Consider the following 12449-nt stretch of genomic DNA (forward strand, 5'->3'; position numbering starts at 1 on the left):
ATTGCTGTCATCCTAGCCTCAGCGCAACAGATCGTCGGTATACAAGCAAGAGCCAGCGATTGTTTGCATCATGGCGGGCTTATATCGTCGATTCATGACGTTGTCCGCCGCCGACGCCCCGGTCACCGCACCCACCGCGGCACGAATCGCCAGAACCCGCCACTACGCCATGACGGCGCCCACGCACTTCGCCGTCGAGTACGCCATCAACCCCTGGATGGACACCAGCGTTCCGGTCGACACCGCTGTCGCCGTCGCCCAGTGGGACACCCTGCGCCGGACCTACGAAAGCCTTGGTCACACCGTCGATCTCGTCGACGCCCGCCCCGGCCTTCCCGACATGGTCTACGCCGCCAACGGCGCGGTGGTGATCGGCGACACCGCGGTCGTGGCCCGGTTCGCCCACCCGCAGCGCGCCGCCGAGTCGGGCGCCTACGCCGACTGGCTGCGGGAGCGCGGCTTCGCACCGGTGCACACCCGCCACGTCAACGAGGGCCAGGGCGACCTGCTGATGGTGGGCCCGATGATGTTGGCGGGATACGGGTTTCGCACCGACCGGCGGGCGCACGACGAGATCGCGGCGATCCTCGACGTGCCGGTCCTGAGCCTCGAACTCGTCGATCCGCGGTTCTACCATCTCGACACCGCACTCGCGGTGCTCGACGACACCACGGTGGCCTTCTATCCGCCGGCGTTCGCCGACGCATCGCGGGCGCACCTGCTCGAGGTCTTCCCCGACGCGATCGAGGTGGCCACCGCCGACGCCTTCGCCCTCGGCCTGAACGCCGTGTCCGACGGACTCAACGTGGTGCTGCCCGCCGGTGCCACCGGCTTCGCCGGACAGCTCAGCGACGCCGGCTTCCGGCCGGTCGGCGTCGACCTCTCCGAACTGCTCAAGGGCGGCGGCTCGGTCAAATGCTGCACATTGGAGGTACACCCGTGACGATCGTGGACTTCGAGACGGAGACCGAGCGCGCCATCGCCCTCGACGACCGCCATGTCACCCACAACTACGCACCGCTGCCGGTGGTCGCCGCACATGCGGAGGGCGCCTGGATCACCGACGTCGAGGGCCGTCGCCACCTCGACTGCCTGGCGGCGTACTCGGCGGTGAACTTCGGGCATCGCCACCCGGAGGTGATCGCCACCGCGCACGCGCAGCTCGACGCGGTGACCCTGGTGAGCCGGGCCTTCCACTCCGACCGGCTCGGTCCGTTCTGCGCCGCGCTGGCCGCGATGTGCGGCAAGGACATGGTGCTGCCGATGAACAGCGGCGCCGAGGCCGTCGAGAGTGCGCTCAAGGTGTCCCGCAAGTGGGGCACCGACGTCAAGGGCGTCCCCGCGGGCCTGGGCAACATCGTGGTGGCCGCCAACAATTTCCACGGACGCACCACGACGATCATCAGCTTCTCCGACGACGAGACCGCCCGCCGCGGATTCGGCCCGTACACACCGGGATTCCGTTCGGTGCCGTTCGGTGACGCCGATGCGCTGGCCGCCGCGATCGACGACCACACCGTCGCGGTGCTGCTCGAGCCGATCCAGGGTGAGGCGGGCATCGTCGTCCCGCCTCCGGACTACCTGCCGCGTGCTCGGCGGATCTGCACCGACCGCGACGTACTGCTGATCGCCGACGAGATCCAGTCCGGGCTGGCCCGCACCGGCCGCACGTTCGCCTGTGATCACTGGGATGTGCGGCCGGACGTCTACCTGCTCGGCAAGGCGCTCGGCGGTGGCGTGGTGCCGCTGTCGGCGGTGGTCGCCGACCGCGATGTGCTCGGCGTGCTGCATCCCGGAGAGCACGGTTCGACGTTCGGCGGCAATCCGCTGGCCGCGGCTATCGGCAGCACCGTGGTGGCGATTCTCGAGCGCGGCGAGTACCAGGAACGCTCGGCGCAACTCGGCCGTGTGCTGCACGAGCGGCTGCGTGGGCTCATCGGCCACGGTGTCGTCGAGGTGCGCGGGCTGGGCCTGTGGGCAGGCGTCGACGTCGATCCGGCTGTGGGCAGCGGCGAGCAGATCAGCCTTCGGCTCGCGCAGCGCGGCGTGCTGGTCAAGGACACGCACGGCTCGACGCTGAGATTCGCTCCCCCACTGGTGATCACGGCCGACGAGATCCATTGGGCAGTCGACCAGTTCGCCGCGGTACTGACGGCCTGACCCGGGACGTCAGAGCGCCGTGGCGATCGGCATCGCGGACGACGCGATGCGGTCGAGCGCCTCGATGTTGTGCGCGACGTCCCGGCTCTCACGGGCGGCGACGGCCCGCACCGCCGAGGCCAGGACTCCGGTGAGACTCGGCGGGTCGTAGATCGCCGCGCCCTGGCCGGCCACCTTGTGATCCCGGAGCCGGACGCTGATCGGCCGGACGATGTTCGGCTGCCACGCGAGCCGGGTGGCGAACCGCCATGCGCTGTCGCGGTAGCCGCGGATCACCTCGTTGACGACGAAGACCTCGTGATCTCTCAGCACCGCGTACACGTCGGCCAGCGCCGGTGAGAGTTCGTTGAGCCGTTCGATGGTGCCTGCGATCTGGCTGGCGAGCACCGCGTTGATCGTCTGGTAGTCGGCGCCGAGCTCGGCCACCCGCCCGCCGGTGATCTGCTGGACGACGATGCCGAGGTCGAGGTCGATGTGCGCGTTCACCCCACCGAACATGTGCGCCACGATGATCGGATCGTCGCGTTGCGCCGCGTCGAAGGTCAGCTGCCACGAGCGGGTCGGCCTCCGATGACGGTCGGGGTGGAAATGGCCGTTGAGTGCGTCGAAGTAGCGCTGCGCGAACGCCACGTCGAATCGTTCCATTCGATCGGGATCCTCGAACGCACCGTCCGCGAGCGCGGTCTGCACGGCGATGGTGATCCGCTTGTACAGCGCCGCGAAGTAACCGAGGCGACTCTCGGCTCCTCTCGCCCAGAGGATCACCGAGTCGATCGCGTCCACGACGTCCCGGATGGTCTCGACATCGACGATCGGGGCAGGCACCGCTGGGGTCATGACCGAACCGTAGGGCCGCCCGCCGCCGTCGGCGCGCGTACCCGGCTACCTCACCTCGGCAGCCGGTGAGTCAGTACTTCATCACGCCGCGGTCGACGGCGATCTGACTGCCCGACAACGTCGCCGATCCGTCGCCCGCGAGCCAGGCCACCACGTCGGCGACCTCGTCGGGTGACATGAATTCCTGCAGACCCTTCTTGCCCTCGTGGTTGACCGGGTGCAGCGGCATCGGGGCGAAGCTGTGCAGGAAGCTCGGGTGCTTGCCGAACACCTCCATCATCGCGTCGCGCTCGACCATCGGCGTGTCGATGGAGTATGGGTGGATCGAGTTGACCCGGATGCCGAACTCGCCCGCCTCCAGCGCGAGGCCGTTGGTCAGCGCGGTGAGTCCGTGCTTGGACGCGGAGTAGTGCCCGTTGCCGGGCGTCGCCTTCAGACCGGCCGACGAGCTGACGATGATGACCGACCCGCCGTTGCCCGCCTCGATCATCGCGGGCAGCGCCGCCCGAATGGTCTTCCAGGTGCCGTTGAGGTTGACGTCGATGACGGTGTGCCACTGCTCTTCCGACATCTCCCACAGCCGCCCCCAACTGAGCACACCGGCGTTGGCCACCAGGATGTCGAGCCGGCCGAACTGTTCGACACCGTCGGCGACCACCTGCTGCAGGGCGGACAGATCACGGATGTCGACCTCGCGAGCGAGGACCTTGCGGCCGGTGGACTCGACCGCGCGCACCGTCTCCGCCAGCTCCTCCGAGGTGGCCGGCGGGTAGGTGATCGTGTCGGAGACCGGCGCGCAGATGTCGATCGCGATGATGTCGGCGCCGTCAGCGGCCAGCCGGACCGCGTGCGCCCGGCCCTGTCCCCGGGCGGCTCCGGTGATGAAGGCCACTCGCCCGTCCAGGGGTCCACCCGATGCAGTCACCGCTGCTCCTTTCGCGAATACGCGCTCAGGCTAACAGCCGAACTGGAACGTGTTCTAGGTACCGCCGGACTCAGAGGTCGGCGATGATCGCCTGGCGCTTGGCGGCGTACTCGTCCTCGGAGATCGACCCCATGGCGCGCAGCGTCTCGAGTTCCTGCAGGCGAGCGGCCGTCGACTGCTGCGGAGGGGCCATCGCCGCTGCAGGCGACGCGGATGCCGACGGTGTGGGCGCGGCGGACATGGTGGCCGGCGTGTGCGGCGGCGCCGCCGCGGGCGCCTGGCTGGCGGCCCGCCGGACGATGTCCTGCACCTGTTGGCGGGCGGCCGGATTCGAGCGCAGGTCGATCATGTTGTTCATGCCGATGTTGTGCGCCTTGAGGATCTGCAGGATCTCCATCAGCGGTGCTGCCTGACCGGTGAGGTCGTAGGTGCGATTGTCCTCGGCCACGGTGAACGTCGCCGGCATCAGCCCACCGATCAGACTGCTTCTGTCCCAGTCGATCTGGTACTCATTGGTGGCCGGGTCGACCAGCACGGCCAGCTTGCGGTTGGTGATCATCGGCAACCGGCCGATCGACGCGACCACCCGGTCCTGGCTGGCGAACGGTGTCAGTCCCGGTCCCGAGATCTGCAGGTCGAGCTTGACCAGCGGTTGCTCGTTGATCCGGGTGTTGGTGTCGTGGATACCGGTGATCTGGGCCAGCGCCAGCACACCGCCCGCCTCGAGCGCCTGCGTCTTCGCCGCACGCTGGGCGTTCCAGGACGCCAACGCCAACGCGACCAGGACGTCCACGACGGTGATCAGCAGGCCGGCCCAGAACATCCATGCAATGAGCTCGCTACGGCCCATCGCGAAGTACACACCGAGGAAGATCGGACCGACCAGGCCGCCGCACAGCAGGACCATCACCTGAGCTTTGATGTACCGCCACAACATCTGCCACACCCCTCGTCCGACATGTCGCGTGTCAGCGTAACGCTCACCGGCGCTTTCGAGTGGTGTCTTTTCAGGTGCCGACCGTCCTCCGCGCGAGCGCGTCAGGAGGGCAGCGAGACGTCCTGCACGGGGTTTTCCGGCACCGGCGCCGACGACGGCAACAGCTGGTAGAGCGGTGAGGTCCAGGCGTAGTCGCCGGTCGTCGTGCTGGCGTAGCTGGTGTGCACGGCCACCGCGAGCGGGTTCATGGTGTCCTCCGCGTCGGGGTCGTAGTCGCACACGGCGTCGCCGAGGTCGCACACGCTGATCGTCCGGCTGCCGACGGCGGGCGGGAGAGGCGCGGGGGCGTGCGCCAGGATCGGCCAGTCCTGCGCGACACCCTTGCCTGCGCCGGACACCGACGACACCGAGCCGAGGTTGAGCGTCGGGTCGGCGGGCAGCCGGTCCCCGTCGGCGATCAGCAGCGCCGCGGCGAGGTTCGGGCTGGCGGCCAGCGCGTGCAGGTTGCGGTGCACCACCATCGCGCCCTGCGAGTAGCCGGCGAGCACCACCTTGGTGGTCGGGCACTGCTGAACGAACGCCTCGTACTGGCTGCCGAGCGCTGCGGAGCCGTCGTCCACGCTGTCGATGAAGCCGGACCAGTCCAGGATCCCGCCGTCCTCGGGGACCTCGGTTGCCGGATACACGACGGCCTCGGCGGTCATGGTGCGACCGTCCTGCTGCAGCCGGCGGTTCAGGTCGAGCATCGACCGGTACACCACCCGCCCCATGCCCTCGTTCATGGCGACCTCGGCGCCGCGCTCACCGGAGCCGGCGGCACCCATCCAGTGCACATCCGGGCATGCGGGTTGCGCCTGGGCGGTACCGGCCAACCCGATGGCGGCGGCGCCTGCCAGAGCGGCGGCACAGATCACTGAAGCTGAACGACGAAACACGAAACCCCGACCCTTCCCGGCCGTCGCGGCGGCCACTGCGAGGTATATCGCCGGACGCGCGGGCGTGTTACAGGTGGGGCGAAAGCAAAGCGGCGCCCACCCTTTCGGGTGAGCGCCGCTCAGAGGCTTCAGATCGTCGGTAGGCGGACCTACTTGATGATCTTGGTGACCCGGCCGGCGCCGACGGTGCGGCCACCCTCACGGATCGCGAAGCGCAGACCGTCGTCCATGGCGACCGGCTGGATCAGCTTGACGCTGATGTCGGTGTTGTCACCGGGCATCACCATCTCGGTGCCCTCGGGAAGGGTCACCACACCGGTCACGTCCGTGGTCCGGAAGTAGAACTGCGGACGGTAGTTGTTGAAGAACGGCGTGTGCCGGCCACCCTCGTCCTTGGACAGGATGTAGACTTGGCCCTCGAAGTCGGTGTGCGGCGTGGTGGTGCCGGGCTTCACGACGACCTGGCCGCGCTCGACGTCCTCACGCTTGATGCCGCGCAGCAGCAGACCGACGTTGTCACCGGCCTGACCCTGGTCGAGCAGCTTGCGGAACATCTCCACACCGGTGACCGTGGTCTTGGTGGTGGTCGTCTTGATGCCGACGATCTCCACTTCCTCGTTCACGTTGACCACGCCGCGCTCCACACGACCGGTGACCACGGTGCCGCGGCCGGTGATCGTGAAGACGTCCTCGACGGGCATCAGGAACGGCTTCTCGGTCTCGCGGACCGGGTCCGGGATGGACTCGTCGACGGCCGCCATCAGCTCGACGATCGACTCGACCCACTTCTCGTCGCCCTCGAGCGCCTTGAGCGCCGAGACGCGGACCACCGGAGCGTCCTCGTCGAAGTCCTGCGCGGCCAGCAGCTCGCGGACCTCCATCTCGACGAGCTCGATGAGCTCCTCGTCGTCGACGGCGTCGGCCTTGTTCAGGGCGACCAGGATGTAGGGCACGCCGACCTGGCGGGCCAGCAGCACGTGCTCACGCGTCTGCGGCATCGGACCGTCGGTCGCGGCGACCACCAGGATCGCGCCGTCCATCTGGGCGGCACCGGTGATCATGTTCTTGATGTAGTCCGCGTGGCCGGGTGCGTCCACGTGCGCGTAGTGGCGCTTCTCGGTCTGGTACTCCACGTGGGAGATGTTGATCGTGATACCGCGCTGCCGCTCTTCAGGCGCATTGTCGATCTGGTCGAATGCGCGCGACTCGTTCAAATCGGGATACTTGTCGTGCAGAACCTTGGTGATTGCTGCAGTAAGCGTCGTCTTGCCGTGGTCAACGTGACCGATGGTCCCGATGTTGACGTGCGGCTTCGTCCGCTCGAACTTCGCCTTCGCCACTTCTGTGTCCTCCTGGACTTGTTGGTGCTTTGGTTAAAGCAGGTTGGTTTCTTCAGTTGTGGTCCGAGAAGAAAACGGGGGTTACTGACCCGTCGCCTTCGCGATGATCTCCTTCGACACGTTCGCCGGAACCTCGGCGTACGAGTCGAACACCATGGAGTAGTTCGCCCGGCCCTGGGTCTTCGACCGCAGGTCGCCGACATAGCCGAACATCTCCGACAGAGGCACCTGCGCCTTCACGACGCGGGCACCGGACCGCTCCTCCATGGCCTGGATCTGACCACGGCGGGAGTTCAAGTCGCCGATCACCTCACCCATGTAATCCTCGGGCGTGGTGACCTCGACCGCCATGATCGGCTCGAGAATCGTCGGCTGCGCGGCCTGCGCGGCCTTCTTGAGCACCTGCGAACCGGCGACCTTGAAGGCCATTTCCGACGAGTCCACCTCATGGTAGGCGCCGTCGAGCAGCGTCACCTTGAGGTTGACCAGCGGATAGCCGGCGAGCACGCCGTACTGCATGGCGTCCTGCGCACCCGCGTCCACCGAGGGGATGTACTCGCGGGGGATGCGGCCACCGGTGACCTTGTTCTCGAACTCGTAGGTGGCACCGTCCTCGCCGGTGAAGGGCTCGATGGAGATGAGCACCTTCGCGAACTGACCGGAGCCACCCGTCTGCTTCTTGTGGGTGAACTCGACCTTGTCGACCGCGCGCTTGATGGTCTCCTTGTAGGCCACCTGCGGCTTGCCGACGTTGGCCTCGACCTTGAACTCGCGCTTCATCCGGTCGACCAGGATGTCGAGGTGGAGCTCGCCCATGCCGCCGATGACGGTCTGGCCGGTCTCCTGGTCCAGGTGCACCTTGAAGGTCGGATCCTCTTCGGCCAGCTTCTGGATCGCGGTGCCCAGCTTCTCCTGGTCGCTCTTGGTCTTGGGCTCGATGGCCACCTCGATCACGGGATCGGGGAAGGTCATCGACTCGAGCACGACCTGGTGATTCGAGTCGCTCAGGGTGTCACCGGTGGTGGTGTCCTTGAGGCCGATCACCGCGTAGATGTGCCCGGCGGACGCCGTCTCGACCGGGTTCTCCTTGTTGGAGTGCATCTGGAACAGCTTGCCCAGCCGCTCCTTCTTGCCCTTGGTCGCGTTGATGACCTGCGAGCCGGAGTCGACCTTGCCCGAGTACACCCGGACGTAGGTCAGCTTGCCGAAGAACGGGTGCGTGGCGACCTTGAAGGCCAGCCCGGAGAACGGCTCCTCGGTGGACGGCTTGCGGACGATCTCCTCGTCCTCCTTGCCGGGCGCATGGCCGACGGCAGGCGGGACGTCGAGCGGCGACGGCAGGTAGTCGATGACCGCGTCGAGCATGGGCTGCACGCCCTTGTTCTTGAACGCGCTGCCGCACAGCACCAGGTAGGCCTGCGAGCTGATGGTCAGCTTGCGCAGCGCACCCTTGACCTCCTCGATGGACAGTTCCTCGCCACCGAAGTACTTCTCGAGCAGCGCCTCGTCGGTCTCGGCGACGGCCTCGAGCAGCTTGGTGCGGTACTCGTCGGCCCGCTCCTGGAGATCGGCGGGGATGTCGATGGTCTCGTAGGTCTCACCGAGCTTGGTCTCGCCCCGCCAGACCTTCGCGTTCATCTCGACCAGGTCGACGACGCCCTCGAACTCGCCCTCGGAGCCGATCGGAATCTGGATCGGGATCACGTTGGCGCCGAGACGGTCCTCCATGGTCTTGACCGAGAAGTAGAAGTCCGCGCCGATCTTGTCCATCTTGTTGACGAAGCAGATGCGGGGGACGTCGTACTTGTCGGCCTGCCGCCAGACCTGCTCGGACTGGGGCTCGACGCCCTCCTTGCCGTCGAACACGGCCACGGCACCGTCGAGCACGCGCAGGCTGCGCTCCACCTCGACGGTGAAGTCGACGTGCCCGGGGGTGTCGATGATGTTGATCTGGTTGTCTTTCCAGAAGCAGGTGGTGGCCGCGGAGGTGATCGTGATCCCCCGCTCCTGTTCCTGCTCCATCCAGTCCATGGTGGCGGCGCCGTCGTGCACCTCACCGATCTTGTAGCTGATACCGGTGTAGTAGAGGATGCGCTCGGTCGTCGTCGTCTTACCGGCGTCGATGTGCGCCATGATGCCGATGTTGCGGACCTTGGTCAGGTCGGTCAACACGTCCTTCTGTGCCACAGAAGTCATCTCTTTCGCTTGCGTGGTGGGTGTCTGTTCAGTGCGCCGGACCGCAACGCTGCCGCCCGGGGGCGGCTCCGGTGTGCCGCCGGCGCGTTAGGTCACCAGCGGTAGTGCGCGAAGGCCCGGTTCGCCTCGGCCATCTTGTGGGTGTCTTCCCGCCGCTTGACGGCGGCACCCAGGCCGTTGCTGGCGTCGAGGATCTCGTTCGCCAGGCGCTCGACCATGGTCTTCTCACGACGCTGCTTCGAGAAGCTGACCAGCCAGCGCAGCGCGAGGGTGACCGACCGCTCCGGCCGGACCTCGACGGGCACCTGGTAGGTGGCGCCACCGACGCGACGGCTGCGAACCTCGAGTGCGGGCTTCACGTTGTCCATCGCCCGCTTGAGCGTGACCACGGGGTCGGTGCCGGTCTTGTCGCGGGCCTGTTCGAGCGCACCATAAACAATGCGTTCTGCCAGCGATTTCTTCCCGTCCAGCAGCACCTTGTTGACCAGCTGGGTGACCAGCTGCGACCCGTAGACCGGGTCGTTGACCAACGGACGCTTGGGCGCGGGTCCCTTGCGTGGCATCAGCTCTTCTCCTTCTTGGCGCCGTAACGGCTGCGGGCCTGCTTGCGGTTCTTCACGCCCTGGGTGTCGAGCGAGCCGCGGATGATCTTGTAACGCACACCGGGCAGGTCCTTCACACGACCGCCGCGCACCAGCACCATCGAGTGCTCCTGCAGGTTGTGGCCCTCGCCCGGGATGTAGGCGGTGACCTCGACCGCGCTGGTCAGCTTGACGCGCGCGACCTTCCGAAGCGCCGAGTTCGGCTTCTTCGGGGTGGTCGTGTACACGCGGGTGCACACGCCGCGGCGCTGCGGGCTGCCCTTGAGGGCCGCGGTCTTGACCTTGGCGATCTTGTCGCGGCGACCCTTGCGGACCAGCTGGTTGATGGTTGGCATGTACCGGCTTCCTGTGTTCGTTCTCGGTTCGTTCTCGATACTTCGTTTTCAAGTCTCTGTACTGCAGTTTCGCCGCGTCCGCCCACCCCGCGACCGGGCGTGTCGCACGCGCTCGCACCGGTGGGATTCCGATGCGTGTTAGACATGCGAATTGGCCCGGCGTGCGGGCATGCGGACACCGCATGCGCCTCTATGGGCCAGGCACGGTCTCCCACGATACCAGGGTGGCCCGCGCCGAACCAAAACGTGTCCGGAGCCCCCGCGAGAGCCGGATCTGCGCGAACGCCTCGGCCTTACCGCAGGTCAGCGCCCACCCCGGAGCGGAGCTCCATTCCGGAGGCCAGCCGCAGCACCATGTCGGTGAACACGGTGTCGGTGTCGATGCCGCGCATGACGCCCGTCATCTCCAACAGTACGAACCCGTGCATCGCCGACCAGAACTCCAGGCTCTTCACGGCCCAGCTAGCGTTCGCTCGATCCCTTTCGCGAAAGCTCTTCGCACTGGTGCAAAGCTAAGCAAAATGTACTGACCGACCAGTGATCACGATTGTGGGGGCAATGACCACCGGCCATGCATCAGCCTCGTCCGCGGCATCACGGGTCCAACCGCGCCACCTCCTCATGACGTCCGTCTGCACCTCCGTCCTTATCGTGGGTGCCATGGTGGGCGCTCTGCTGAGCGCGGGGTCCGACACGAACGCAGCGGACCGCCGGCCGGGTGGCCGCACGAGCGACTGGACGAGCCAGTCCGACCAGTCCCCCGAGTACGTCGGCGACATCAGTCCCTGCACCACGCCGGTCAACGTCCAGATCCAATCCGCGAACCAGGAGTCGAGCGGCCTCGTCGTCACGACGACCCTGTTGTCCACGTGCGCGTCGGGCGACCTGATCGCTAACGATCGCTTCCGGTTGACGGCGGTCGACGATGCGGGCCGTGACGTCGCAGCCGGAGTTTTCGACCTGTCGTCGACTCCGATCGTCGTGCCAGGCGACGACGTGTCAACGACAGTCACATTCACATTCCCGGCGGGAACCTACTGGCGGACGCCCGGCGCGACGAACGGGGCGCTCACCTTCGCTGCGCACCGCGAGGGTGCCGCCTCATCGCCGTCCGCAGGCACCACCGGCGCTTCAGCGGTCACCGCGATCGACGTCGGCGCACCCGAGCACGGAAGCCTCGACGCGGCGGCGTTCTCCGCGCTCGTCGATATCGTCGCATCCGACCTGCAGTACATCGATTCCAACCTTCTGGAGGTCTGGCAACCTCAATTGAGTTCGAAGCGCCCCGGTTTGTACTACGAAGGAGTCACCTGGCAGGCCAACGACATCGTGCGCGAGCACATGCAACTGCGTCAGCGTTATCCCGATGCCAAATTGGTGTGGTCGGGCGATTGGCCCGTGTACCGCATCAAGGACTGGTGGATCACCGTTTCGGGGATTCCGATGAGTAGCGGTGCGGCGGCCAATGACTGGTGCGCCTCCGAGGGTTGGGACGCCGACCACTGCTTCGCGAAGATGCTGAGCCACCGACTCGGCGAGTCGGGTACGACCATGAATCGTTGATCCGCTAGGTGGACGACCTCTTGAGAACCTTGGCCAGAGCTGCGATGCCGTTGGCGAGTTCGCCGGAGTCGACGACGCGCGGCGCGTCGAGTCGCTCGCTGCTGATGACGTTGAGCGCCGTGGCCGCCCCCTCGCCGAGCCCAAGCGTCAGGATGCGGATCCCATTCGAATGAAGGTCGGCGGCTTTGGTCTGCGCCGACGAAGCGTTGCCGAGGTCACCGTCGCCGAAGATCGCCACCACACGGTCACCGCGGTACGTGCCCAACTCGCGCTCGCACAGTTCGAGCGTCGGGACGATGTCGTTGCCCCCGGAGGCATGCAGCCCGGTCATGAGAATTCGGTCGAGTTCCACAAGACCGGTGTTGAAACCGTAGTAGCCACTGACGCCGTGATGCCACTCGAGCAGTGCGACCCGATAACCGTTTTGGGCAGCGTCCGCCAGGAACCTGCGAGCACCGTCGCACGCCTGCCTGATCGGTGAGCCCCACATCGATCCGCTCACGTCGATGCACAGCACGACCCAGCCCGACGCCAGCTCCTGAATCTTCGCGAGGTGCGGACCAGCGGCGTGCTGAGTCAGCCCATGCGAGTCGAAGGACTCCCGTACCCAGGTGGCCAC

The 12449-nt window shown here is 66.8% G+C and carries 12 protein-coding genes and 1 pseudogene; 3 read left to right on the forward strand and 10 right to left on the reverse strand.

Annotation, left to right across the window (positions count from 1 at the left end):
* The first annotated feature begins 94 nt into the window (after nucleotides 1-94).
* Together ddaH and rocD are read left to right on the forward strand one after the other, a co-directional pair.
* Entirely contained in the window at nucleotides 95-943 is an 849-nt protein-coding gene (gene ddaH, locus ACPCHZ_RS13680; protein ID WP_423485212.1) for a dimethylargininase, read from the forward strand.
* Nucleotides 916-2160 carry an ornithine--oxo-acid transaminase gene (gene rocD / locus ACPCHZ_RS13685; protein WP_423485213.1) on the forward strand — a complete coding sequence of 415 codons (1245 nt, stop codon included), beginning with the start codon at nucleotides 916-918 and terminating at the stop codon, nucleotides 2158-2160. The genes ddaH and rocD overlap by 28 nt, the downstream gene beginning before the upstream one ends.
* A gap of 9 nt (nucleotides 2161-2169) precedes the next feature.
* Here rocD and ACPCHZ_RS13690 read toward each other — a convergent pair whose 3' ends face one another.
* The 9 genes and pseudogenes from ACPCHZ_RS13690 to ACPCHZ_RS13730 all read right to left on the reverse strand — a co-directional run.
* Complete coding sequence (locus ACPCHZ_RS13690; RefSeq protein ID WP_423485214.1) at nucleotides 2170-2997, reverse strand: DUF5995 family protein; 828 nt, start codon at nucleotides 2995-2997, stop codon at nucleotides 2170-2172.
* Nucleotides 2998-3067: 70 nt separating this feature from the next.
* A complete protein-coding gene (locus ACPCHZ_RS13695) occupies nucleotides 3068-3922 on the reverse strand; it encodes a mycofactocin-coupled SDR family oxidoreductase (RefSeq protein ID WP_264011039.1) in 855 nt (284 codons plus the stop codon).
* A gap of 70 nt (nucleotides 3923-3992) precedes the next feature.
* Nucleotides 3993-4859, reverse strand: coding sequence for an SHOCT domain-containing protein (locus tag ACPCHZ_RS13700; RefSeq protein ID WP_423485215.1), 867 nt, complete (start codon nucleotides 4857-4859; stop codon nucleotides 3993-3995).
* Nucleotides 4860-4960: 101 nt separating this feature from the next.
* Nucleotides 4961-5773 (reverse strand): cutinase family protein, encoded by an 813-nt coding sequence (locus tag ACPCHZ_RS13705; RefSeq protein ID WP_423485216.1) that lies wholly within the window; start codon nucleotides 5771-5773, stop codon nucleotides 4961-4963.
* A 170-nt stretch (nucleotides 5774-5943) separates the two neighbouring features.
* A complete protein-coding gene (gene tuf, locus ACPCHZ_RS13710; protein WP_264011645.1) occupies nucleotides 5944-7134 on the reverse strand; it encodes an elongation factor Tu in 1191 nt (396 codons plus the stop codon).
* Nucleotides 7135-7215: 81 nt separating this feature from the next.
* On the reverse strand, nucleotides 7216-9321 hold the full coding sequence (gene fusA / locus ACPCHZ_RS13715; RefSeq protein WP_364972815.1) for an elongation factor G: 2106 nt from the start codon (nucleotides 9319-9321) through the stop codon (nucleotides 7216-7218).
* Nucleotides 9322-9422: 101 nt separating this feature from the next.
* On the reverse strand, nucleotides 9423-9893 hold the full coding sequence (gene rpsG / locus ACPCHZ_RS13720) for a 30S ribosomal protein S7 (protein WP_077077601.1): 471 nt from the start codon (nucleotides 9891-9893) through the stop codon (nucleotides 9423-9425).
* The gene (rpsL, locus tag ACPCHZ_RS13725; protein WP_135126427.1) at nucleotides 9893-10267 is read right to left on the reverse strand and encodes a 30S ribosomal protein S12; all 375 of its coding nucleotides are present in this window, start codon (nucleotides 10265-10267) and stop codon (nucleotides 9893-9895) included. The genes rpsG and rpsL overlap by 1 nt, the downstream gene beginning before the upstream one ends.
* Nucleotides 10268-10560: 293 nt before the next feature.
* A pseudogene (locus ACPCHZ_RS13730) lies at nucleotides 10561-10716 on the reverse strand (TetR/AcrR family transcriptional regulator); the annotation flags it as partial.
* A gap of 109 nt (nucleotides 10717-10825) precedes the next feature.
* Between ACPCHZ_RS13730 and ACPCHZ_RS13735 the strand changes: the two are divergent.
* Nucleotides 10826-11830, forward strand: coding sequence for a hypothetical protein (locus ACPCHZ_RS13735; protein ID WP_423485217.1), 1005 nt, complete (start codon nucleotides 10826-10828; stop codon nucleotides 11828-11830).
* A gap of 4 nt (nucleotides 11831-11834) precedes the next feature.
* On the opposite strand, the gene ACPCHZ_RS13740 is transcribed toward ACPCHZ_RS13735, so the two are convergent.
* On the reverse strand, nucleotides 11835-12449 hold the full coding sequence (locus ACPCHZ_RS13740) for a vWA domain-containing protein (RefSeq protein ID WP_423485218.1): 615 nt from the start codon (nucleotides 12447-12449) through the stop codon (nucleotides 11835-11837).

The sequence above is a fragment of the Mycobacterium sp. NPDC050041 genome (genome assembly GCF_049541695.1).
Lineage (GTDB): Bacteria > Actinomycetota > Actinomycetes > Mycobacteriales > Mycobacteriaceae > Mycobacterium.

Excerpts from the sequence above, each read along its gene's own strand:
- ACPCHZ_RS13690 (WP_423485214.1), bottom strand. The coding sequence starts at position 2,997 with ATGACCCCAGCGGTGCCTGCCCCGATCGTCGATGTCGAGACCATCCGG.
- rpsG (WP_077077601.1), bottom strand. The coding sequence starts at position 9,893 with ATGCCACGCAAGGGACCCGCGCCCAAGCGTCCGTTGGTCAACGACCCG.
- ACPCHZ_RS13735 (WP_423485217.1), top strand. The coding sequence starts at position 10,826 with ATGACCACCGGCCATGCATCAGCCTCGTCCGCGGCATCACGGGTCCAA.
- rpsL (WP_135126427.1), bottom strand. The coding sequence starts at position 10,267 with ATGCCAACCATCAACCAGCTGGTCCGCAAGGGTCGCCGCGACAAGATC.
- ddaH (WP_423485212.1), top strand. The coding sequence starts at position 95 with ATGACGTTGTCCGCCGCCGACGCCCCGGTCACCGCACCCACCGCGGCA.
- rocD (WP_423485213.1), top strand. The coding sequence starts at position 916 with ATGCTGCACATTGGAGGTACACCCGTGACGATCGTGGACTTCGAGACG.
- ACPCHZ_RS13700 (WP_423485215.1), bottom strand. The coding sequence starts at position 4,859 with ATGTTGTGGCGGTACATCAAAGCTCAGGTGATGGTCCTGCTGTGCGGC.